The organism is Streptomyces sp. NPDC059679 (assembly GCF_042734105.1).
Lineage (GTDB): Bacteria > Actinomycetota > Actinomycetes > Streptomycetales > Streptomycetaceae > Streptomyces.
In genome coordinates this window covers 35,651-58,124 of sequence record NZ_JBHWES010000030.1, presented here as the reverse complement: position 1 = coordinate 58,124, position 22,474 = coordinate 35,651, and the positions used below count along the sequence as shown (strand labels likewise).

The window sequence follows — 22,474 nt, the reverse complement described above, 5'->3', positions numbered from 1 at the left end:
CGGCGCCGCCCTGTCAGGCGCGGCAGCCGTCAGGCGCACCGCCCGTCAGGCGCATCGGTCGAACTCCCAGGCCCGTCGCCGCCACGTAAGGTGCGGCGGCCGAACCCTCAGGTCCGGCCGCCGCCCTGTCCGCTCAGGCCGGTCAGTCCAGCTCGGGCGCCTGGCCCGTGGAGAACGCCTCAGCCATCCGCAGCCATGTCCCGGCCTCCTCGGCGCGCCCCTGCCGCTGGAGCGTACGGCCCAGCATCAGATGGGCGTAGTGCTCGACCGGGTCGCGCGCGATCACCTCACGCAGCTGCTCCTCGGCGCGGCCCAGCTGCGCGGAGTGGTAGTAGGCGCGGGCCAGCAGCAGCCGCGGGGCGGTCTGCTCCGGGGCCTCCTCGACGACCTGGACGAGGAGGCGGGCGGCCTCGGCATACTGCTTCGCCTCGAAGTAAAGCCCGGCCCGCTCCCAGCGCTCCGCGGTGGTCTCCTCGCGCTCCTTGTCGTCGAACAGGCTCAGCGCGGTGACCCAGCGGTCGGCGGTGGGCTCACCGTCGGGCTGGTAGCTGTTGAAGTTGTCGATCATGTGAGCTCCTTCCTGAGGTGAGCGGTCATTCGGGCCGCAGAGCGGCTAGTTGCTGCTCGAACGGCACGACGGCTTCGGCTTCGAGGGCCGCGGCGCCCCGGCGGCCGCCGACCAGGTCCGCCAGTTCGCCCGCCGCGCGTTCGATGCGGGTGGGCAGGGTGTCGGTGAGCGGATCACCGGAGCCGCCCCAGTCCTCCGACGCGGCGTACACCGCGGTGGGCAGCACGATCGCCCGCAGGTAGGCGAACAGCGGCCGCAGCGCATGCTCCAGCGCGAGCGAGTGGCGTGCCGTGCCACCGGTCGCGGCGGCGAGCACCGGCTTGCCGACCAGGGCGGTGTTCTCGATCACGTCGAAGAACGACTTGAAGAGCCCGCTGTAGGAGGCGGAGAAGACCGGGGTGACCGCGATCAGCCCGTCCGCACCGGTGACGGTCTCGATCGCCTCCTCCAGCGCGCCCGAGGGGAAGCCCGTCACCATGTTGTTCGCGATGTCACCGGCCAGGTCGCGCAGCTCGACCACGTGCACCTCGACCTCGCGCCCGTCCGCCGCCAGCCGTTGCCGGGTGGCCTCAGCCAGCCGGTCGGCCAGCAGCCGGGTGGACGAGGGCACGCTCAGCCCGGCCGACACGACCGCGAGCCTCACCGGCCGCGGGGCGCCGGCCTGCTGCGGAATCCGTACGTTCACTGTGTCTCCTTGTTCGCTTCTCCGCCCACGCGGCGAAGGCGCGGGCATCGCCGCCATCTGCGGCCCGGCGGCCGCGTGCGCGTCGCTCACGGTGCGACCTCCTCGAGGGCCTTGGCGTCGCGCTGGGCCACCAGCGACGCGTGGGTGGGGCCGTCCGGCACCTCGGCCGGGCGGTTCTTGGCGAACTCCTTGCGCAGCTCCTCGACGACCTCGCCCAGCAGGTCGAGCTGTTCCAGCACCGTCTTCAGCGGCAGGCCCGCGTGGTCGACGAGGAACAGCTGGCGCTGGTAGTCGCCGAAGGTGTCCCGGAAGGTCAGCGTCTTCTCGATGACCTCCTGCGGGCTGCCGACGGTCAGCGGCGTCTCGGCCGTGAACTCCTCCAGGGAGGGGCCGTGGCCGTAGACGGGCGCGTTGTCGAAGTACGGCCGGAACTCACGGACGGCGTCCTGCGAGTTACGGCGCATGAACACCTGCCCGCCGAGGCCGACGACGGCCTGCTCCGGCGTGCCGTGCCCGTAGTGCGCGTACCGCTCCCGGTAGAGGTTCACCAGCTTCCGGAAGTGGTGCTTGGGCCAGAAGATGTTGTTCGCGAAGAAGCCGTCACCGTAGTAGGCGGCCTGCTCGGCGATCTCCGGCGAGCGTATGGAGCCGTGCCAGACGAACGGAGGCACGCCGTCCAGCGGCCGCGGCGTGGAGGTGAAGCCCTGCAGCGGGGTGCGGAACTTGCCCTCCCAGTCGACGACGTCCTCGCGCCACAGCCGACGCAGCAGCGCGTAGTTCTCGATCGCGAGCGGGATGCCCTGGCGGATGTCCTGCCCGAACCACGGGTAGACCGGGCCGGTGTTGCCGCGGCCCATCATCAGGTCCACCCGGCCGTCGGCCAGGTGCTGGAGCATCGCGTAGTCCTCGGCGATCTTCACCGGGTCGTTGGTGGTGATCAGCGTGGTGGAGGTGGACAGGATCAGCCGCTCGGTGCGGGCCGCGATCCAGCCCAGCATGGTGGTCGGGGACGAGGGCACGAACGGGCGGTTGTGGTGCTCACCGGTCGCGAAGACGTCGAGGCCCACCTCTTCCGCCTTCTGGGCGATGGTGACCATCGCCTTGATCCGCTCGTGCTCGGTCGGCTCCCGACCCGTGGTGGGGTCCGTCGTGACATCGCCGACCGTGAAAATCCCGAACTGCACCGGTCTCACCCTCCTAGGATGTTTACGATTCAACTATATCCCCGGAACGTGACACCCGCCGCCCCTATTCCCCCGCTCGCGGCGGAGGGAAGGGCATCGTTTCAGATCGGCCGTCGTGCCTGGTGGGAGGGGTCGTGAGACGGTCAGCCGAGCTGTCCGAGCGCGGTGGATGCAACGGTGGCGCGCAGCGCGGCGGCGTACGCCTCGTCGGGATCGAGCCGGCGCAGCTCCTCGGCGATCAGCTCGGCCGTGCTGCGCACCTTCAGCGCGAGGGTACGGTCGGGCTGACCCGGAATGGACAGCGTGGCCACCGGGCCGTCCGGCCGGTCGATGTGGATGTCCCCGGCAGCGGTGCGCAGCCGGACCCCGGTGACCACCGGGCCGTCGGTGACCACCTGCTCGACGGGCACCTTCAACCGGTTGGCGAACCAGCGGGCCAGCAGCTCGGCGCTCGGGTTGTCCGCCTCGCTCTCCACCACCGCCGAGGTCACCGCGGCCCGCGCCTGATCCAGCGCGGCGGCCAGCATGGACCGCCAGGGCGTGAGCCGGGTCCAGGCCAGGTCCGTGTCGCCGGGCGCGTACGAGGCGGCGCGGGCCGCCAGCTCCCGCAGCGGGCGCTCGACCGCGTACGCGTCGGTGATCCGCCGCTGCGCCAGCCTGCCCAGCGGATCCCTGACCGGGTGGTCCGGGGCGTCGACCGGCCACCAGACCACGACCGGGGCGTCCGGCAGCAGCAGCGGCAGCACCACCGACTCGGGGTGCTGGGCGATCTCACCGCGCAGCCGCAGCAGTACGGTCTCGCCGCTGCCGTCGCCGCCGCCCACGCGCACCTCGGCGTCCAGCCGGGAGCTGCCGCGCTCGCGCGGGGTGCGGCCGGGCCGCTTGATCACCACGAGGATCCGCGAGGGGTGTTCCCGGGATGCCTCGCCCGCGGCCTTGAGGGCGTCGTAGTGGTTGGCCTCATCGGTGACGATGACCAGCGTCAGCACCATGCCGACCGCCGGACTGCCGATCGCCCTGCGGGCCTGCACCAAGGCCGCGTTGATCTTGCTCGATGTGGTGTTGGTCAGGTCGGTGTTCATGGCCCGCGCCAGCTCCTGCCGTTCTCGCATCAGCGTTTCGTCCGCGGCCCGAGCGTATCGTCACTCCCCCGCACAGCCGGGGCGAACGATCAAGGCCGGATGACCGGATGATCGGCCGCGGCCTCCACCTCCAGCAGCGAGGCGCTGTGCCGCTCCGCCTCGAACGCGGCACGGCCGCCGCGCAGCCCGAAGAGCCGCTTGGAGAACAGGATGTAGAGCACCGCGAGGACGTTGACCACCAAGGTGGCGATCTTCAGCCAGCTGATCTTCTCGGTCAGCTCGTAGATCTCCAACGGCAGGAACGCGGCGGTGGACACCACCGCCAGATACTCGGCCCACCGCTTGAGCAGCCACAGCCCCACGCCCTCGACGAGGGTGAGGGCCGCGTAGGCGGCCAGCGCCACGGCCACGATCACGAGGGTGGAGTGCCGGTACTCGAAGGTCTTGCGGATGGTGTCGACCACCGGCGAGTGGTCGAGGTCGTAGTGGAAGTGGCGCGCGACCGGCCGGAAGACGGTCAGGTCCTCCTGGAAGAGCTGGCGCACCGCGGCCCGGCTGTTGCTGAACCGCCACACCGCGACGGCGGCCAGCAGCACGAACAGCCCGCGCACGATCCGCTCGGCGGCGATGAAGCGCATCACGATCAGGTCCCGCAGCGCCTTGCCGCGCGTGACGAGCGGGGCGTCTGCCGCGGGGCCGGAGCCGTGCGGCGTGCCGAGGGCGAAGTCGCCGCAGCGCAGACAGCGCCAGGCCTCGCCCAGCGCGGTCGCGGCGCGCAGCCGCTCGCGCAGCTCACCCTCGGTCGGCGCGTAGGTGACATGGCCGCGCCGGGCGCAGGTACGCCGGTTCCAGTCGATCTTCACGCTCAGCGCTCCGTTCCGGTGCCGGCCGTCAGGACGGCTCCAGGGAGAGGGCGCCGTCCCGGTCGAGGACGACATGGGAGCCGAAGTCGGCGCCGGCCCGGTCGAGCACCGTCCGCAGCCAGCGTGCGTCGCCGAGGGGGGCGTGGCACAGCCGCATGCGCCGGGCCCGCATGGGCACCATCCGGATCCCGACGAGCTCACCGGTGTCCGGGGCCACCGCGACGAAGTACATCAGCCGCAGATCGTCCCGGTACTCCTCGTAGCCGGTGATGCCCTCGTAGTCGTCGATGAAGTCGCCACAACCGTAGAGGACGAGCTTGCCGCGGTACACCTCCAGCGGGCGGGGGTGGTGCGAGGAGTGGCCGTGCACCACATCGGCGCCGCCGTCGACCAGCGCGTGTGCGAAGCGGATCTGATCGTCGGAGACGCGGTACCCCCAGTTGCCACCCCAGTGGATGGAGACGACGGCGATATCGCCCGGCCGCTTCAGCTGCCGGATCCGGCGGGCGAACCGGGCCGCGCGGGCCTCCGACAGCTCGGGGAGGAAGTCGACGCCGGGGTCGTGCTCGGCGGCGGCCCACCCGTACGGGATACCGCTGGACCCCGTGCCGCAGGAGAAGACCAGCACACGTCGGCCACCGCGGACCGGCACAGCCGCGGGCCGCCGCGCCGCGGCGGCGTCCCGTCCCGCGCCCGCCACCCGCAGCCGTGCCCCGGCCAGGGCGTCGAGCGTTTCCACCAGGCCGTGACGGCCGAAGTCCAGCACGTGGTTGTTGGCCAGGACGCAGACATCGGGCCGACCCGCGGCCAGGGCGGGCAGATTGGCCGGGCTCATCCGGTAGTGCACGCTCTTCCCCGGCGCGAACTCGTCGCTCCGGGTCACGCTGGTCTCCAGGTTCACCACCCGGGCGTCGGGCGCCGTCTCCTCCAGCACCCGCAGCGCGTCGCCCCACGGCCACGCGTAGTCCGCCGGGTGCGGCACCCGCCCGTGTGCCTCCTCGGTCAGCTCGACATACGCCCTGGAGTCCCGGATGTACGGCTCCCGCAGCTCCGGATCCCCGGGGTGCGGGAGAATCTGGTCGACGCCACGGCCGAGCATCACATCGCCGCAGAGGAACAGCGTCGTCGCATCGCCGCCCACACCCCCAAACTAGTGCAGTCCTGATCAGCGCAGCGCCTCGCCGATGAGCGCGATGCCCTCCGCGATGGCGGTCGGCGTGCTCGCGGCGTAGCCCAGGACGAGCCCCGGGCGGCCGGGACGGATGCTGTGCCACGACAGGGGCTGGGTCTTCACGCCGTGTGCGAGCGCGGCGGCGGCGAGGTCGGTGTCGGAGAAGTCGCCGTCGAAGGTGACCATCAGATGCAGGCCGGCCGCGGCGCCGTGCACCACCGCGCCCGGCAGCCGGGTGCGGATGGCGCCGATCATCGCGTCCCGGCGGCGACGGTGGCGGCGGCGCAGCTGGCGCAGATGCCGTTCCAGCTCGCCCGACTCCATCAGATGGGCCAGCACCAGCTGGGGCAGCGCGGCGTTGCCGAGGTCGGCGAACCGCTTGGCGGCCACCAGCGCGTCCCGGTACTTGGGCGGCGCGAGCACCCAGCCCACCCTCAGGGCTGGGGCGAGCAGCTTGGACACGCTTCCGGCGTAGCAGACGTGTTCGGCGAGCATCGACCGCAGGGCGGGGGCGGGTGGCCGGTCGTAGCGGTGTTCGGCGTCGTAGTCGTCCTCGACGATCAGCCCGCCCTCGCCGGCCCACCGCATCAGCTCGCGCCGCTGCTCGCCGCCGAGCACCACCCCGGTCGGAAACTGGTGTGCCGGGGTGAGCAGGACGGCCGGGGCGCCGGTGGCGCGCAGCGCGTCGACGCGTACGCCCTCGGAGTCGACCGGGACCGGCGGGGTGTCCAGCGCGCAGTGGCGAAGATGCTGCCGGGCCCCCAGCGAGCCGGGATCCTCCACGGCCACCTGGTGGATCCCGTCGGCCCGGAACACCTGCCCGATGAGCCCGAGCGCCTGGGCGGTACCGGCCACGACGAGGACGTCGTCCGGGTCCGCCCTGATCCCGCGGTTGCGGGCCAGCCAGTTGGCGACGGCCAGCCGCAGCGCGGGCGTCCCGCGGGGATCCCCGTATCCGAAGTCGGCGGCCGAGAGGCCGGTGAGTACGGAGCGTTCGGCGCGCAGCCACGCGGTACGCGGAAACGAGGCCAGGTCGGGCAGGCCCGGCGACAGGTCGATCCGGGCCGGTGCCGTGCGCAGCGCGTCGAAGATGTCCGCGCCGGGCGGGGTGGCGAACAGCGCGTCGGCAGGCGGGCGGCCACCCGCTGGTTCACGGGTGTCCGGCGTCGGCGCCGCCGCCACCGGGGCGGCGACCACGACCGTGCCGCCCCGCCCGCGCCCGGCGACATGCCCGTCCTCGGTCAGCCGCCGGTAGGCCTCGGTGACAACGCCACGGGACACCCGCAACTCCCCGGCCAGCACACGGGTGGCCGGCAGCCTGCTGCCGACCGGCAGACGTCCGTCCGCGATCGCGGCCCGCAGCCTCCGGGCCAGCCAGTCGGCGAGGCCGCCCGGCGGGGCCTCCTCGGTGTTCAGCTGAAGGAAGTCGGAGCCGGAGATTATGGACCGGTCAGCGGGCCCCTCATTGGACCTGTTCACCGGGCCATTATGGCGACACCGTAAAGGCATGCACACGGACACGGACACGGCGCCCGGCTACGTACACGGCTACTCGCGCCACGAGGCCCGCCGCCTCGGCGACCAGGCGGACACGCTCGCCGCACTGCTGCACGCGGACACGGCCTACCCGGCCGGCAGCAGGGTGCTGGAAGTGGGCTGCGGGGTGGGCGCCCAGACCGTCCATCTGGTCGCGTCCAGCCCCGGAGCCCACATCGTGGCGGCGGACGTCTCCGCCGCCTCCCTCGACCGCGCCCGCGCCAGCGTGGCGGCGCACGCACCGGACGCCCGGGTGGAGTGGTGCCACGCCGATGTGTTCGGCCTGCCGTTCGCGGACGCGTCGTTCGACCATGTCTTCGTGTGCTTCGTGCTGGAGCATCTGCGGGCCCCGGGGCGGGCGTTGGCCGGGCTGCGGCGGGTGCTGCGGCCCGGGGGCACGATCACCGTGATCGAGGGGGACCACGGTTCGGCGTTCTTCCATCCCTCCAGCCCCTACGCCCACGCGGCGATCGACCGCCAGATCCAGCTCCAGTCGGCGGCGGGCGGCGACGCCCTGATCGGCCGGCGGTTGCAGCCGCTGCTGGCCGAGGCCGGGTACGAGGACGTGGTCGTCCGCCCGCGGACCGTCTACGCCGACCGGACCCGCCCGGCCCTGGTGGACGGCTTCACCCGCAACACCTTCATCGCCATGGTCGAGTCCGTCCGCGACGACGCGCTGGCCGCGGGCCTGATCACCCGGAGCGACTGGGACCGGGGCATCGCCGATCTGCGCCGGACGGCGGACGACGGCGGGACGTTTCACTACACGTTCTTCAAGGGGGTGGCCGTGAGGAGCTGATCTCCCCCGTCCCTTACGGCGGCATCGGCCTCGGTGTCGGCTTCGGCCTCGGCATCGGCATCGGCGCGGCGGCGGGCGTAGAGCCGGATCAGGGCGTGGTAGCGGTAGTGGCCAGGGGCGGGTGACTCCAGGAGGCCGCTGTCGACGAGGGAATCCAGCAGGGGTTCGACGTCCGGATCATGCCGGTCGCGGCCGAGCAGCGCGGCGGCCACGGGCAGGGACAGGTCGGGGCCGTCCGCGAGCGCCAGCAGCCGGAAGGCGCGTGCCTGATCGGGGCGGAGCCGGCGGTACGCCGAGGCAAAGCAGGAGGCGACGGTGAGGTCGCCGATCCGCAGCTCGTCCAACCGGCCGCGCTCGTCGGCCAGCCGGGCGGCCAGGGCGGCGACGGTCCAGGCGGGGCGGGCGGACAGGCGGGCCGCGGCGATACGGATGGCCAGCGGGAGGAAGCCGCAGGCGGCGACGGTCTCGCGGCAGGCCACGGGTTCGGCCCCGGCGCGCTCCTCGCCGATGGCGCGGGTGAACAGGGTGAGGGCTTCCTCCGGGGTCATGACGTCGAGGTCCAGCGGGCGGGCGCCGTCGAGGTCGGCCAGCCGGGCGCGGCTGGTGACCAGGGCGGCGCAGCCGGGGGTGCCGGGGAGCAGGGGGCGGATCTGGGGTCCGTCGTGGGCGTTGTCGAGCAGGACCAGCACCCGGCGGCCGGCGAGGGTGGACCGGTAGAGCGCGGCCCGTTCGGGTGTTCCTTCGGGGACGGCGGCGGCGGGGATGCCCAAGGCGCGCAGAAATGCGGCGAGGACGGCTCCGGGCCGGGCGGGGCCGGGGCCGTGGCCCAGCAGATCGGCGTAGAGCTGTCCGTCGGGGAAGTGGCCGCGGACCGTATGGGCGACGCGTAACGCAAGCGCGGTCTTGCCCACTCCGCCGAGCCCGCGGACGGCGAGGACGGGCATCACAGCGCTCTGGGCGCGTGGCAGTTGCTCGGCCAGCCGGTGTACGAAAGTGGCCCGTCCGGTGAAGTCGGCTGATTCGGCAGGGAGCTGCGCGGGGAGCGGTGCGGGGCACGGTGCGGCGTACGGGACGGTGTCCTTGGCGGGCGGGCGCCGTCGCGAGGCCGTGGGCCGGGCGAGGGCCGGGGAGGCGCACAGGACGTTCTGGTAGAGCTCGGTCAGCTCGGGGCCGGGGTCGACGCCGAGCTCTTCGGCGAGCAAATGGCGGGTGTCGGTGTACACCCGCAGCGCTTCGGCCTGTCGGCCGCCGCGGTACAGCGCGAGCATCTGGAGCGCGCGCAGCCGCTCCCGCAGCGGGTATTCGACGGACAGCGCGGTGAGCTCCGCGATGGCCGCGGTGTGGTGGCCCAGTTCCAGGTCGAGTTCCAGGCGGGTCTGTAACAGGGTGAGCCGCCACTCCGTCAGGCGGGCGCGCTGCGCCTGGGCGTAGGGTCCGGGGACACCGCCGAGCGGTTCGCCGTCCCACAGGTCCAGGGCCTTGCGGAGCAGTGTCCGGGCACGCGTCAGTTCGCCCGCGGCCCGCGCGATCCTGGCCTGCGCCTCGTAGCCCTCGCACACCACCAGGTCCAGTGCCTCGGGCGGCATGTGCAGCGCGTATCCGCCGGAGTCGGAGACGAGGGCGCGGGGGCCGAGGGTCTTGCGCAGTTGGAAGGCGTACGTCCGCAGGGTCGCGAGCGCGCGGCGCGGCGGCTTGCCGCCCCACACCGCGTCCATCAGCTCCTGGGCGGTGGCCGTGTGGCCGCGGCGCATCAGCAGCGCGCCCAGCAGGGCGCGCTCCTGTGGCCGCCCCGCGGCCAGTGTCTCGTCGCCGCGCCGCACCCGCAGCGGCCCCAGGACCGCGAACCGCAGGGCGGCCGGGGACGGCTCGGCCACGGCCACCGGGGGTGCCGCCGTGTCCCGTCGGCGGTGTTCGGGCAGGTCGAAGCCGAGGTGGTGCAGCGGGGTGCCGAACATCTCCTCCAGGACACGCTGCGCGGAGGGCTGAGGGCAGGGCGGCCCGGGCTGCCGCCACCGGTGGAACTGGCGCGCGGTCACCTCCGCCGGCTCCCCCAGCCGCGCGGCCGCCGTCGCGTAGACCATGAGAAAGACCGCCGGCCGTTCCCACTGCCGCTCCGCGCACGCGCGCGAAAAGGCCGTCCCCCGCATTCCTTCGCCTCCGAGCCTTGTCCCCCGACGCTCGTCGATCACTCTAGTCGCCGGGGCCTACGGGCCGCAGTGTTCTGCGTGGCAAGAAAAGTCCGGAGAAAAGTCCGGTCCTCCGGCCTTCCGCCCGCCCCCGCCGAGAGGCGGACCAGGATATGGACATCAACTTTCGCCCAGCGGGCCCGCGCGTGCGGCGTGTTATTCGACGTCAACGCCGATCTGGTGGCCGCCGCTCCACTTTCCGGCCCGCGACTTCCGAACACCCGCTCGCATCCCAATTTCTCCTGATCGAATGCCTATCCCGGCGATGTTGACTTTCCCCACCCAGCCGGGACGGCACCCCCGGCAGCCGATCGGCGGGCCGCCACCGCGGCCCGGACCGCGGTGGCGAGCACCGGAACTACGTAAGGAGTGCCGATCGTGCGGACGACCCATCCCGGCTTCTCCGTCCTCCTGGGGCCGGACTACGCCGGAAAGTCCTCGGTGATGTCCGAGTTCGCCAGCTCGTCCCCGGCCTGGCGGCTCATCTCCACGGACGAACGTTTTCTTCAGCCCGCCCACGCGCTGATCGGCCGGTTGCGCAGGGATGTGGCGGTGGATGTGCTGCCGTCCCTGGGGACGGACTACTCGCCGGAATTCACGGCCAGTCTGCTCCAGACGGCCGTGGTGCATCTGCGCGACCGCATCGAGGCGAGCGACCCGTCGTCACCCACGCTCGTCGACTCGTACTACTACAAGATCCTGGCCAAGTGCCGGCTCGCCGGGCTGCGGGACAACCCGATGTTCACGTGGTGGCGTTCCTTTCCGCAGCCGCGGCGCGTGGTGTTCCTGGACGTGTCCACCGCCACGGCCTGGCGCCGCTCCGGCAACGGCGCGGCCACCAACCGGCTGGAGTACTACGGCGACCGCCCCGACCCCAAGGGTTTCGCGGCCTACCAGACCAAACTGCGGCGCCTGATGCTCGACGAGATCAGCCATCTGCCGGTCACGGTGATCCGGGCGCAGGGCGATATCGCCCAGACCGCTCAGGCCATACGAAAGGTGTTGTCAGATGAAGACCGCTGAGCCCCAGGCCGCGGAGGCCCCGAACACCGGGGCACAGAACACCGAGCCCCGGAGCACCGAGCCCCCGGCCACCGAGGGCCGGCTCGACAGCTACCGGGCCCGCGTGTTCGAGGAGCGGAAACGGCTGCGGCGGGCGTTCTCGGACCCGGCGGCGCGGCAGCGCGGAGTCCTCACCGACCTGCTGACGTTCAACGCGGGAACGGCCTACGGCAAGGCCCACGGCTTCGACCGGCTGCGCACCCTGGACGACCTCCGCAAGGCGGTTCCGGTCCAGGACTACACGGCGCTCTCGCCGTGGATCGAGCGCATGGCCGAGGGCGAGCCCAACGTCCTGACCGCCGACCAGCCCGCGGTGTTCTTCACCAGCAGCGGCAGCACCGGAGCGCATAAGAAGATCCCGGTCACCCCGCGCTTCATGCACACCACCTTCTTCCCCTTCTACTACGCCGCCTGGGCCCCGATGGCCGAACACTTCCCGGACGTCCTCACCCGGCCGGACGCGGTGCTCAACCTCAAGCACGACCCCGTCGTCGCGCCCGCCACCACCGCTTCCGGACGCCCCCATGTCGGCGCCAGCCAGGTGGACTTCGGGAAGATGTTCGGCGAGCATCTGTCGGCCGAGCCCGGCACCGCGGCCCCCTGGGCCACCCTGCCGGTGCCGGTGGCGCCGGACGACCACGTGGAGAAGATGTATCTGCGGCTGCGCATGGCCGTCGAAAGCGATGTCCGCTGTGTCATCGGGATCAATCCGGCGATGGTCGCCGCGGTGCCGTACCAGCTGAGGCTGTGGTGGCCGCGGATCGTCAAGGACGTCCGCGACGGCACGCTCGGCGGCCATCCGTTCCGCTCCCCCAACCCGGAGCGCGCCGCCGAACTGGAGCGGCTGGCCGCGTACTTCGGCACCGTACGGCCCGCTCACATCTGGCCGAACATGCGGCTGCTGTTCTGCTGGACCACCGGCCTCGCCTCGCTCTATCTGCCCCGGCTCCGCGAGGAGTTCGGCCCCTCGGTGACGGCCCTGCCGGCGCCCGTGGCGGCCTCCGAGGGCCCGGTCGGCGTGGCGCTTGACCGGCACCCGACGGCGGGCAGCCTGGTCGTCACGGCCTCCGTGTACGAGTTCGTGGACGCCGACCGCGACCTGGGCCCCGATGTGGAAACGCTCGCACCGCACGAGCTGGAGCCGGGCCGGGAGTACCACGCGATCTACAGCCATGTCGGCGGCCTGTACCGCTACGCGGGCGGCGATGTGGTCCGCGTGGTGGACACGGTGGACGGTGTGCCGCGGGTGTCGTACGCGGGCCGCAAGAACCGCTCCGACGTGGCCGGGGAGCGGCTGCGCGACGCACAGGTCGTCCGGGCCCTGCAGTCCGCGCTGGGCGGCGCCGGCCTCGCCGTGCGCAACGCCGCATGCCATGTGGAGACCCCCGACGGCCGGCCGCCCCGCTATGTGTTCGCCCTGGCCGGTGAGTCGGCGTGGAGCACCGACGAGACACGGCGGCTCACCGCGGCTCTCGACACCGAGCTCACCCGGGAGTCGGCCGACTACCGCGCGGCCCGCGACGCCGGCCGGCTCGGCCCCGCCGAGCTGATCCGGCTCGACCGCGACGCCTTCCTGGAGGAGTGGCAGGAATCGGTCGGCCGCGGGGTGCGCCCCACCCAGGTCAAGGACCGGCTTTTCCGACAGGACCCGGAGAACTGGCGGCAGCTCACCGGCGCGGCCGCCCGGCAAGGAGATCGATCATGACGCAACTCGACGCCATCGAGCGCACCTGTCTGCTCACCGCCGCGCTCCGGGCCGGGGAGAGCCGCAGGGACGACCGGCTCTACCACGACCCGTACGCGCAAACGCTCGTCGGCGACGCGGGCCCCGAGCTGCTGGCCGAGATCCGATCGGCGACCTTCCCGGACGGCGAGGTCCCGCGCACGGTGCCGAGCACCTTCGACTTCAACCCCATCCGCACCCGGTTCTTCGACGACTGGCTGCAAAGCGCGGCCGCCGACCCGTCGATGACCCAGATCGTGCTGGCCCCGGCGGGCATGGACTCGCGCGCCTACCGGCTGGAGTGGCCGGACCACCTCCGCTTCTTCGAGATCGACCGGCCGTCCGTCCTGGAGGTCAAGGAGAAGCTGCTCGCCGCCGAGACGCCCGGCGCCGACCGCCGCCCGGTCCCCGCCGATCTGCTCGCCCCCGGCTGGGAGGAGGCTCTGCTGGAGGCGGGCTACGACCCCGGTCTGCCCTCGACCTGGCTCTTTGAAGGGCTGCTGTACTACTTCGCGGAGGCCGAGGTCGAGGGGTTGCTGCGGCGGGTCGCCGCGGTGACCGCGCCCGGCAGCCGCATCGGCGCGGACGTGGTCAACGACGTGGCGCTGACCGCGCCGAACATGCGTGGCCTGCTGAAGGTGTTCGCCGACTGGGGCTGTCCGTGGGTGTTCGGCACGGACCGGCCCGAGGCGCTGTTCGGGCGGCACGGCTTCGCCGTCGAGGCGGTGCAGCCCGGGGAGCCGTCGGCCCACTACGGCCGGTGGCGGGACCCCGTGCCACCGCGCACGGCCGAGGGCGCCGAGAGGGTGTTCCTGGTCCACGGAAGCCGCACCGCATGACGGGGACCGTGGAACCGATACCGCTGCTCCGCGGCGACTGCGGCGACCCCGGGCGATCGTACGCCCCGGCGCCACTGCCCGGTGGCGCCGACGCCCCGGCCGCGACCCGCCACGGCCGGCCCCGGGTGCTGCTCGCACCGGTCACCGTCACCCCCGGCAAACCGCTGACCCCCAGCCACCTCAAGGGGCTCTTCTGGGTCGATGTGATGTACCGCGCCACCGCGCGGCTGGCCGATGTCACCTACCGCTACAGCCCCACCACGTACCACCCCACCGACCAGACCCTCGGCTTCTGGGAGTATCTGGACCACACGCTCGGTGACACCGACTACTCCCAGCTGTCCGAGGAGGAGATCGGCGAGCTGTACGTCGGCTACCGCGCCGACGGCCGTCAGGCCCCGGTGGCCGCGCTGCGGCCGTACCTCGACGCGATCGAGCACCACGGCTGGGTGCATCCGTCCAGCGCCCGGGTCCTGGAGCTGTGGTCGGCGCAGTACGCGCGGCTGGGGATGCACGACCCCGGCCTCACCGGACACCAGCCGCCCGGGATGACCCTCGACGAGGTGCTCGACCGCCTGGTGCCGCTGGGGCTGTGCCTGGACATGCGCGAGTACGGCGGGCCGGTCTATCTGGACGCCACCCGGTACGGGCTGCCGCTGCGGCAGATCGCCACGGCGCAGGGGCGGCCCAACTACCTGGCGTGCGCGCTGCGCGAGCTGGTCCCGCTCGTCCCCGGCTACGACGAGGTGGTGCTGCTCTACGACCGCGAGCTGGAGCCCGACTACCAGCTGCTGCAGCGCGTGCTGTCGGAGCTCGGCCCGGTGGTGCGGCGGGTGCCGGTGGGGCGGGTGCCGATCGACGGCCGGATCCGGTCCGCGCGCCACGGCGACTGGCGCGGCCACTCGGCGGGCGCGCTGCTCGAGGCACTGGGCGCCGACCACGACGGACCGGCGCTGCGGCTCGGCATGCGGCTGTACTTCATCGCCACGCTCGGGCCTGGCAACCGGCAGTCGTTCCGCCCGGACCTGCTGCGCCAGTGCGTGGTGCGCGCCGAGCGGATGCTGGCGTCGTACGAGGCCCCGGCCGACGCGGTGGCCGACGCCGGGCTGACCGGCTTCCTCGAGCGGCAACGCGGCGACCACACGTACGTCGACCCGTACCGCCTGACCTCCGGGCTGCTGGCCAAACACCGCCCGGCCCCGGTCCACGAGTTGCTGCCGGCGGTGTTCCTGTGAAGCTCTCCCAGGACCTGCTGCGGGCCGAGGCCGTGCGGCGCATCCGGGTCGCCCGCCCCGATCTGGCCGAGGAGGTGGACCTGTCCACCGCCACCGCCCTGTCGGAGGTGCACGCCCGGATCCAGGAGTCCGCGGAGACCGACGGGCTGCTCGCCGTGTCCGTCGTACGCCGCTTCGAGCTGGCCGAATGGGCGCGCGCCACCTGCGAGTTCGCCATCGGCCTGGCGCCGGAGCGGCTGGCGGCGTGGCGGGGCTCGTTCTCCCGTACGATCTTCCTGGCCGGCAACCCGGACAACCTCGGCGACCGGGTCCGGTTCGACCACATCGCCGAGGACGGCTCGGCCGCATGGACGGGACCGGCCGCGGCGGGCGCCTCCGCCGGGCTGCGCAGACTGCTCAAGCTCTTCGACGGCTCCCGTGGCCTGCCACCCCGCCCCGACACACCGGTCCGGATCCCGGAGGCCATCGGCCCCCGCCACCGGCCGCCGGTGCGGCGCGAGCTGTACGTGGCCACGGCCGGAATCACTGTCGCCGACTGCCTGGTGCACCTCAACCATCTGCTCGTCGAGGCGGTCCTGGACGGTCTGATCGCCCCCGGGGACACCCTGGTCATCCGTCAGATGCCGCGCCTTGCCGGGCTGTCCGGGCCGTACGCGGCGCTGCGGGTCGGGGCGGAGCGGGAACACCCGGACCGGCTGCGGGCGTATGCCTGCCTGACCGAGGAGACCGCGGAGACCGTGGGTACGGCGCGGTGAACCCGTTTACGGCACCGGCCGGGGCGTCGCCCCTGCCGGTGGCGTCACTCACGATGCCGACGATCAGCCCTGTTCGGGGTTGTCGTAGGGACGGGTGATGATCTCCATGCCGTGGCCGGCCGGATCGTGGAAGTACAGGCCGCGCCCGCCGTGGTGATGGTTGATCTCGCCCGGCTGCTTTCCGTGCGGATCGGCGTAGTAGGTGATCCCCGCCTGCTTGATCCGCCCGAAGGCCGCGTCGAACTCCTCATCGGAGATGAGGAAGGCGTAGTGCTGCGTGGTGATGGACTCGGCCGGGATCGTGGCGAAGTCCAGGGTGACGCCGTTACTGGTGCCCACGGGGATGAAGGGGCCCCATTCGGCACCGACCTCAAGATCCAGGATGTTCGCCAGGAACTCGGCGGACTCCCGCTTGTCCCGGGAGTGCACGATGGTGTGATTCAACTCGACTGACATATTGGAATGCCTCCACAAGGCATGTCCCGACACCTCCATGTCTCACCCAGCCGGTGACCGACACGCGATGCCGCACCCCCGAGCCTAGTCGGTGGCCACCCAGCACGTCGAGTGCACGCCAAAGCCCTCACAGACCGAGGTCGCTCAGCCCCGGGTGGTCGTCCGGGCGGCGCCCCAGCGGCCAGTGGAACACCCGCTCCGACTCCTTGATCGGCAGGTCGTTGATGCAGGCGTAGCGGTGCGTCATCAGCCCGTTCTCGTCGAACTCCCAGTTTTCGTTGCCGTACGACCGGTACCAGTTGCCCGAGTCGTCGTGGCACTCGTAGGCGAAGCGCACGGCGATTCGGTTGCCGTCGAACGCCCACAACTCCTTGATCAGCCGGTAGTCCAGCTCCCTGCGCCACTTGCGGGCAAGGAAGGCGACGATCTCGTCGCGGCCGTTGACGAACTCCGCGCGATTCCTCCAGCGGGAGTCCACCGAGTAGGCGAGGGCGACCTTCTCGGGGTCGCGGGTGTTCCAGCCGTCCTCGGCGGCGCGGACCTTCTCGCTGGCGGATTCCCTGGTGAAGGGAGGAAATGGGGGACGCGATTCCTGGGACATATCAGCTCCTCACGGGAGAGAACCATCGTTCTCGCCTCTACCGAGGACTCTACGAGAACGATGGTTCTCATGCAAGCGTGGCAGGGTGGGTCAGGCCCCGGAAGCGCTCCTGATCGCGGTGGCGGCCAGCGCGCGCGAAAGGTCACCGGCCACCACGCACAGGAAGGTCCAGTCGTCGTACGTCGGGCGGGGGCTGGACATCCGCGCGTACTCCTCGGCCCGGGCCCGATAGTTGCCCGCCAGGGCCGCCGCGCCCCGCCCGAGCCGGCCGCCACCCCGGACCGCGGTGGCGGCCACGGGCGGCTCACCTCGGCCAGAGGTGCGCGCAGCGCCGTATCCCCCGATGTTCCCACGTCAGTCCCCCATTGATTGCCGCTCGTCCTGCGGCAGTTGGGGGACAGTTACCTGCGCGCCAGGGCTTTCACGATCTCCCGGACACCGCGAAGTGGATCTACGCCGCGATCCGCCCCTCGCCACGGAAGGGGTGGTTCCACAGACCCCGCTCACGCAGGATCGGCAACACACCCTCGCCGAACCAGTACGCCTCTTCCAGGTGTGGGTATCCGGACAGGATGAACTCGTCGATGCCCAGCGCGTGATACTCGGCGATCCGGTCGGCGACCTCGGCGTGGCTGCCCACCAGCGCGGTTCCCGCCCCGCCGCGCACCAGCCCGATACCGGCCCACAGGTTGGGGTGGATCTCCAGGCCGTCACGGCCCCCGCCGTGCAGGGCGAGCATCCGCCGCTGCCCCTCGGACTCGCTGTGGCCCAGGCCCTCCTGCACCGCGCGTACGGTCGCCTCGTCGAAGCCGTCCAGCAGCCGTCGCGCCTCGGCCCATGCCTGCTCCGCGGTGTCCCGGGTGATGACATGCAACCGGATGCCGAAACGCAGGCTCCGCCCCTCCTTCGCCGCCAGCCTCCGCACCCAGGCGATCTTCTCCGCCACCGCGCCGGGCGGCTCACCCCAGGTGAGGTAGACGTCCGCGTGCCGGGCCGCCACCACTCCAGCCGCGGGTGAGGAGCCGCCGAAGTACACCTGCGGGACGGGGTCGGGAAGCCGGGCCAGCCTGGCGTCCTCCACCCGCAGATGCTCACCTGCCAGATCCACGGTCTTGCCGTCCCACAGGTCCCGGACGATGCCGAGGAATTCACCGGTGCGCGCGTACCGGGCGTCCTTGTCGAGGAAGTCGCCGTACGCGCGCTGCTCCCGGCTCTCGCCACCCGTGACGACGTTGAGCATGAGCCGTCCGCCGGTCTGCCGCTGATAGGTGGAGGCCATCTGCGCGGCGAAGGTGGGCGACAGGAAGCCGGGCCGGAAGGCGACCAGGAACTTCAGCCGCTCGGTGCGCTGGCTGACCATGGCCGTGGTCAGCCACGCGTCCTCGCACCAGGCGCCGGTCGGCGTGAGCGCCCCCACGAACCCCAGGTCCTCGGCGGCACGGGCGATCTGGGAGAGGTAGTTGACGGTCGGTGGCCGGTCACCGCCGGTCGCGGTGGCCGGGGAGCCGTGGCCGCCGCCGACGACATGGCGGCTGTCGCCGTTGGTGGGCAGGAACCAGTGGAAGGCGAGACTCACGTGGGAACTCCGTTCAAGGTGGTGTGCGGCCGGCACAGACAACGAGGGCGCCGGAGCCGTTCGGGCGTGTCAGCCGGCGGCGGCGAGCAGCGGGGTGCCGCCGAGTGCGAGGGAGAACCGGTCGACGACCTGGGCGAGGGCTTCGGCGGAGCCCGGGGTGACGGTGAGGGCGCCGTCCGGCCCGGTCTGGAGGTCCTTGTCGAGGGTGAACCAGCCCTGGACGATGTGTCCGGCGCCCATGGAGTTGAGCACCGGGCGCAGCGCGTAGTCGATGGCCAGGACGTGTGCGGTGGTGCCGCCGGTGGCCAGCGGGAGTACGGTCTTGCCTTCGAGGGCGTACTGCGGGAGCAGGTCGAGCAGGGATTTGAGCAGGCCGGAGTAGGCGGCCTTGTAGATGGGCGTACCGATGACGACGCCATCCGCGCGCGCGAACAGGGCGGTGGCCCGGACGATGGCCGGATGCGCGAAGTCGGCCCCGAGCAGGGCGGTGGCCGGGAGCGTACGGACGTCCAGGGGTATCACCTCGTGTCCATGGCGCTCCAGCCGCGCGTCCAGGTGGCGCAGCAGCCGGGCGGTGCGGGAGGTGGCGGAGGGGCTTCCGGAGACGGACAGGACGGTGGCCATGGCGGACCCTTCGGGGAGGTGATGCGATGCGGTGGTCCGGCCGGTCGGCCGGACAGGGCGCGGGAGCGAATTGACGAGGCATCAAGGCGTACGGGCGCGGCGCCGCGTTCACGCCGGTGATATCGCGGCGTGGAAGAACGCACAGCCGGAACACGCGCGGCCGGGGTGGGTCAAAGGCGGCGCGAGGAGGATGCGGAGAGGGTGGGAGCGGGCTCGCTCAGGCCCGACAGGGACAGGACGCGCTGGAGACACGCGCGAGATCGACGTGGCGTCGTCGCGTGAGGTCCTGTCGCTTCATGCCCTCGATCAAATCAGTGGCGCGTACACCCGGTCAAGGAGGGCCAAGCGGGTTTCCACATCCCGGACATGGCCGACGCGGCTCCCGACGTTCGCCAGGCGGACTGTTCAGCGGGTGGGCCGTTCAGCGGGTGGGCCCGGCGTCCCGGTGGCGCGGCAGCAGGGCGACCGCCGCCACCGGAAGCGCCGTGAGCACCAGCCAGGGAACCGCGGGCGGCAGGCCCGCGTCGAGCAGCGAGCCGGTCGCCGCGCTGCCGGTCAGGACGACCAGGCCGGAGACGGACGACAGCGCGCCGGTGTAGAGGCCGAGCCTGCCCTCGTCGGCAAGGTCGGGCACCCAGGCTCGGGCGGCCGGGGCGAGCAGCATCTGGCCGAGGGTGAGCAGTACGACGAGGGCCGCCGACGGGTGCAGCCCTGCGGCGCCCGTCCGGTCGGCGGGGCGGGCGGCGGCCACGGCGGCGAAGCCCGCGGAGAGCAGAAGCAGCCCGGCCGCCATGGAGCGGCGCAGGTCCAGCCGGGCGGCGGCCCAGTGGGTGATGGGCAGTTGGGCGGTCACGACCAGCGCCGAGGAGAGCGCGAACAGCCAGGCCAGCGGGGCCTGCGAGCCCACCGCGCGCTCCACTTCCAGGGGCAGGGCGAGGTAGAGCTGGTTGTACGCCAGCAAGTTGACGCCGTACGCCAGGCACAGCGCGAGAATCGCCGGTTGCGCAGCAGCGCCCGTACCCCGCCCCGGGTCCGGGTGCGGTCCGAGCCCGGGGCGGCAGCCACCCGGCCGGGGATGTGCTGGGGCAGCAGCCGCAGATGTCCGGCCAGGACGAGGACGAAGACCGCCGCCCCGGCGAGCCAGACGGCGCGGAAGTCCACGGTCGGCAGGAGTGCTCCCAGCAGTGGTCCGATGAACGCCCCGGCCTGCCCGGCGACGGAGAACAGCGCCAGGACGCGGGTGCGGGGTCCACCGCCCGCCTTCTCCCGGACCGCCGCCTGGCGGGCCACCTCGGGCTCGACGGCGGGCGAGAACAGCGCGGCCGCGAAGCCGATCAGCAACACCGCGCCGATCACCGCCCAGGTGCGCTCCGCCCAGCCCAGCCACGCGAAACCCACGATCCGCAGTGCGCAGCCCGCCAGCACCACCGGCCGGATGCCGTAGCGGTCGGCCAGGGCGCCGCCCACCACGAACAGCCCCTGCTGGCTGAAGGTGCGCAGGCCGAGCACCAGGCCGACCAGCCAGCCGGCCATGCCGATGGCGGTGCCGAGGTGTTCGGCGAGGAAGGGCAGGACGGCGTAGAAGCCGATGTTGAAGGCGAGCTGGGTCCAGATCAGCAGCCGCAGCAGGGGCGACAGCGCCGGCAGCCCGGCGCGCCGCCAGGGGCGGGCCGTACCGGCGAGCGTCCGGGTGCTGGTCATGGGGCCTGCTCCCGCACGGCGGTGGGCTGTGCCTGCTCCCCCACCACGGAAGGCAGGGCCTGCTCCCGCAGCGCGGAAGGCGCCCGATCGGCGCGCCGGGCGCGGCCCGGCCACAACCACGGCCACCGCACCCCGCCGGCCGCGGTGACCGCCAGCGCTCCGAGGACGGCGAGCATCGCGGCGGGGGCCAGCACCGCCCAGGGGGCGCGTTCGGCGTACGGGTGGTTCTCGGCCAGCAGCAGACCCCATTCGGGGGACGGCGGCTGGGCGCCGAGACCGAGGAAGCCGAGGGAGGCGAGGGCGAGCGCCACCGAGGGCAGTCGCAGCAGCGCGTGCCGGGTCACCGGTGGCAGTACGGCGGGCAGCAGGGCGCGCCGCAGCACATGCAGCCGTCCGGCGCCGAGCGCGCGGGTGGCGGCGAGGTGGGTGGTGGCGAGCTCCTGCCGCAGCAGGGCGGAGGTGTGCGCGGCCAGCGGGGCCCAGGCGACCGCGGCCACGGCGAGCGCGGGCGTGGCGGGGCCGCCGCCGGTGACGCCGGTGACGAGGAGTCCGGCGAGTACGGCCGGTACGGCGTTGACGGTGTCGACGAGGGCCTGGGACACCCGTGGCACCAGCCCGAGCGCCACTCCGGCGAGCAGCGCGGCCGCGCTGACCGCGAGCGCGAGGGCGAGGGTGGTGAGCGCGCCGTGGCCGATCCGGGCCAGGAGGTCGCGGCCCAGGGCGTCGGTGCCGAACGGGTGTGCCCAGGAAGGGGGTTGCAGCCGGGCGGCGGTGTCCAGGGCCAGCGGGTCGCGGGTCAGGCCGAGGGCGATGACGCCGAGCAGCAGCGCGCCGTGGAACAGGGGGAGCGCACGGGGCTCCGGGGCGGCGGCCCGGTGCAGGGTGACCAGCGCGCCGTCGCGCAGCGCGGGTCCGAGGAGGGCGCGGCCCGCGAGCCGCACCAGGCCGCCCACGGCGGCGGCTAGCGCCACCAGGGCGAGCGTGCCGGCCTGGAGCACGGGCAGGTCCTGGGCGACGGCGGCTTCCAGGGTGAGCCGGCCGAGCCCGGGGATGTCGAAGATCTGCTCCACGGCGACCGCGCCGCCGGTGAGGCCGACCACGAAGAGCCCGAAGTTGGGCAGCAGTCCGGGGACGCACCGGCGCAGGGCGTGCCGGGCGATGCGTCGGCCCGGGATGCCCCGGGCGGCGGCGGCCCGCGCCCAGGGCTCGGCGAAGGCGCCGGGCAGCGCGTCGTCGAGCATCCGGCCGAGCAGCGCTCCGGTGGGCAGGCCGATGGCCAGCGCGGGCAGGACGAGCCAGCGCGGCCCGTACCAGCCGAGCGCGGGCAGCCACCCGAGTTGCACCCCGACCACGGTGGCCAGGACGGAGGCGGTCAGGAACTCGGGCAGCGCGGCGAGCATCGCCGCCACGCCGCCGGACACCACGGGCCGACCCGCCGGCGTCGCCCGGACAGGACCGAGCCTCAGGGTGCGGGCGCACACCGCGGCGGCGGTGACCATGGCCACGGCCAGGGCCGCGGCCATGAGCAGCAGCGAGGCGCCGAGGGCCGTGGTGACGGCGGGCAGTACGGCCTCGCCCGAGATCCAGGAGTGGCCGGCGTCGCCGCGCGGCAGCCCGCCGAGCCACTGGCCGAGCAGGTGCAGGGGCCCGGCGTCGAGGCCGAGTTCATCTCGTACGGCGGCCAGCACCTCGGGGGCGGGGTCGCGTTCGGCCGAGCGCGCCTCCAGCACGGTGCGCGCGGGGTCGGTGCGGGAGAGCCACGGCAGCAGGCCGATGCCGCACAGCAGGGCCGCGGCCACGGTGACGCGCCACAGTGCTCCCGCCGCCG

The 22,474-nt window shown here is 73.0% G+C and carries 20 protein-coding genes and 2 pseudogenes; 6 read left to right on the top strand and 16 right to left on the bottom strand.

Annotated elements, in window-relative coordinates:
• Positions 1 to 142: 142 nt before the first annotated feature.
• The 7 genes from ACFV2X_RS28975 to ACFV2X_RS28945 form a co-directional block, all read right to left on the bottom strand.
• The gene (locus ACFV2X_RS28975) at positions 143 to 568 is read right to left on the bottom strand and encodes a tetratricopeptide repeat protein (protein WP_385621851.1); all 426 of its coding nucleotides are present in this window, start codon (positions 566 to 568) and stop codon (positions 143 to 145) included.
• A gap of 25 nt (positions 569 to 593) precedes the next feature.
• Positions 594 to 1,253, bottom strand: a complete 660-nt coding sequence (locus ACFV2X_RS28970) for an FMN reductase (RefSeq protein ID WP_385621849.1) — start codon at positions 1,251 to 1,253, stop codon at positions 594 to 596.
• Between the two features lie 86 nt (positions 1,254 to 1,339).
• Positions 1,340 to 2,437 carry an LLM class flavin-dependent oxidoreductase gene (locus tag ACFV2X_RS28965; protein WP_385621847.1) on the bottom strand — a complete coding sequence of 366 codons (1,098 nt, stop codon included), beginning with the start codon at positions 2,435 to 2,437 and terminating at the stop codon, positions 1,340 to 1,342.
• A gap of 143 nt (positions 2,438 to 2,580) precedes the next feature.
• The gene (opcA, locus tag ACFV2X_RS28960; RefSeq protein ID WP_385621954.1) at positions 2,581 to 3,519 is read right to left on the bottom strand and encodes a glucose-6-phosphate dehydrogenase assembly protein OpcA; all 939 of its coding nucleotides are present in this window, start codon (positions 3,517 to 3,519) and stop codon (positions 2,581 to 2,583) included.
• 89 nt (positions 3,520 to 3,608) lie between these two features.
• A complete protein-coding gene (locus ACFV2X_RS28955; RefSeq protein ID WP_385621845.1) occupies positions 3,609 to 4,382 on the bottom strand; it encodes a DUF2127 domain-containing protein in 774 nt (257 codons plus the stop codon).
• Between the two features lie 28 nt (positions 4,383 to 4,410).
• Positions 4,411 to 5,523: a CapA family protein gene (locus ACFV2X_RS28950; RefSeq protein ID WP_385621842.1), complete on the bottom strand. Its 1,113-nt coding sequence runs from the start codon at positions 5,521 to 5,523 to the stop codon at positions 4,411 to 4,413.
• A 24-nt stretch (positions 5,524 to 5,547) separates the two neighbouring features.
• Positions 5,548 to 7,032, bottom strand: a complete 1,485-nt coding sequence (locus ACFV2X_RS28945; protein WP_385621839.1) for a PLP-dependent aminotransferase family protein — start codon at positions 7,030 to 7,032, stop codon at positions 5,548 to 5,550.
• 28 nt (positions 7,033 to 7,060) lie between these two features.
• Between ACFV2X_RS28945 and ACFV2X_RS28940 the strand changes: the two genes are divergently transcribed.
• A complete protein-coding gene (locus ACFV2X_RS28940) occupies positions 7,061 to 7,888 on the top strand; it encodes a methyltransferase domain-containing protein (RefSeq protein ID WP_385621836.1) in 828 nt (275 codons plus the stop codon).
• 29 nt (positions 7,889 to 7,917) lie between these two features.
• Here ACFV2X_RS28940 and ACFV2X_RS28935 read toward each other — a convergent pair.
• Positions 7,918 to 9,843 (bottom strand): annotated as a pseudogene (locus tag ACFV2X_RS28935) (BTAD domain-containing putative transcriptional regulator); the annotation flags it as partial.
• A gap of 609 nt (positions 9,844 to 10,452) precedes the next feature.
• Here ACFV2X_RS28935 and ACFV2X_RS28930 point away from each other — a divergent pair.
• Genes ACFV2X_RS28930 through ACFV2X_RS28910 form a run of 5 tightly spaced genes read left to right on the top strand, consistent with a single transcriptional unit; the run spans position 10,453 to position 15,688 of the window.
• Entirely contained in the window at positions 10,453 to 11,097 is a 645-nt protein-coding gene (locus ACFV2X_RS28930) for a hypothetical protein (RefSeq protein WP_385621833.1), read from the top strand.
• Positions 11,084 to 12,841, top strand: coding sequence for a GH3 auxin-responsive promoter family protein (locus tag ACFV2X_RS28925; protein ID WP_385621831.1), 1,758 nt, complete (start codon positions 11,084 to 11,086; stop codon positions 12,839 to 12,841). The genes ACFV2X_RS28930 and ACFV2X_RS28925 overlap by 14 nt, the downstream gene beginning before the upstream one ends.
• Positions 12,838 to 13,698: an SAM-dependent methyltransferase gene (locus ACFV2X_RS28920; protein WP_385621829.1), complete on the top strand. Its 861-nt coding sequence runs from the start codon at positions 12,838 to 12,840 to the stop codon at positions 13,696 to 13,698. Before ACFV2X_RS28925 ends, ACFV2X_RS28920 begins: the two co-directional genes overlap by 4 nt.
• Positions 13,695 to 14,933: a hypothetical protein gene (locus ACFV2X_RS28915; RefSeq protein WP_385621827.1), complete on the top strand. Its 1,239-nt coding sequence runs from the start codon at positions 13,695 to 13,697 to the stop codon at positions 14,931 to 14,933. Before ACFV2X_RS28920 ends, ACFV2X_RS28915 begins: the two co-directional genes overlap by 4 nt.
• Positions 14,930 to 15,688, top strand: coding sequence for a DUF6182 family protein (locus ACFV2X_RS28910; RefSeq protein ID WP_385621825.1), 759 nt, complete (start codon positions 14,930 to 14,932; stop codon positions 15,686 to 15,688). The genes ACFV2X_RS28915 and ACFV2X_RS28910 overlap by 4 nt, the downstream gene beginning before the upstream one ends.
• A gap of 63 nt (positions 15,689 to 15,751) precedes the next feature.
• Here ACFV2X_RS28910 and ACFV2X_RS28905 read toward each other — a convergent pair whose 3' ends face one another.
• The 8 genes and pseudogenes from ACFV2X_RS28905 to ACFV2X_RS28870 all read right to left on the bottom strand — a co-directional run bounded on the left by ACFV2X_RS28905 (position 15,752) and on the right by ACFV2X_RS28870 (position 22,445).
• Positions 15,752 to 16,144 carry a VOC family protein gene (locus tag ACFV2X_RS28905; RefSeq protein ID WP_385621823.1) on the bottom strand — a complete coding sequence of 131 codons (393 nt, stop codon included), beginning with the start codon at positions 16,142 to 16,144 and terminating at the stop codon, positions 15,752 to 15,754.
• Between the two features lie 127 nt (positions 16,145 to 16,271).
• A complete protein-coding gene (locus ACFV2X_RS28900) occupies positions 16,272 to 16,745 on the bottom strand; it encodes a DUF1348 family protein (RefSeq protein WP_385621821.1) in 474 nt (157 codons plus the stop codon).
• Positions 16,746 to 16,835: 90 nt separating this feature from the next.
• Positions 16,836 to 17,042 (bottom strand): hypothetical protein, encoded by a 207-nt coding sequence (locus ACFV2X_RS28895; RefSeq protein ID WP_385621818.1) that lies wholly within the window; start codon positions 17,040 to 17,042, stop codon positions 16,836 to 16,838.
• A 154-nt stretch (positions 17,043 to 17,196) separates the two neighbouring features.
• A complete protein-coding gene (locus ACFV2X_RS28890; protein WP_385621817.1) occupies positions 17,197 to 18,321 on the bottom strand; it encodes an LLM class flavin-dependent oxidoreductase in 1,125 nt (374 codons plus the stop codon).
• A 69-nt stretch (positions 18,322 to 18,390) separates the two neighbouring features.
• Positions 18,391 to 18,945 (bottom strand): NADPH-dependent FMN reductase, encoded by a 555-nt coding sequence (gene ssuE / locus ACFV2X_RS28885; RefSeq protein ID WP_385621815.1) that lies wholly within the window; start codon positions 18,943 to 18,945, stop codon positions 18,391 to 18,393.
• 217 nt (positions 18,946 to 19,162) lie between these two features.
• A complete protein-coding gene (locus ACFV2X_RS28880; protein WP_353594285.1) occupies positions 19,163 to 19,243 on the bottom strand; it encodes a putative leader peptide in 81 nt (26 codons plus the stop codon).
• A gap of 123 nt (positions 19,244 to 19,366) precedes the next feature.
• A pseudogene (locus ACFV2X_RS28875) lies at positions 19,367 to 20,646 on the bottom strand (MDR family MFS transporter).
• Complete coding sequence (locus ACFV2X_RS28870; protein ID WP_385621812.1) at positions 20,643 to 22,445, bottom strand: ABC transporter permease subunit; 1,803 nt, start codon at positions 22,443 to 22,445, stop codon at positions 20,643 to 20,645. Before ACFV2X_RS28870 ends, ACFV2X_RS28875 begins: the two are co-directional and overlap by 4 nt.
• Positions 22,446 to 22,474: the final 29 nt, after the last annotated feature.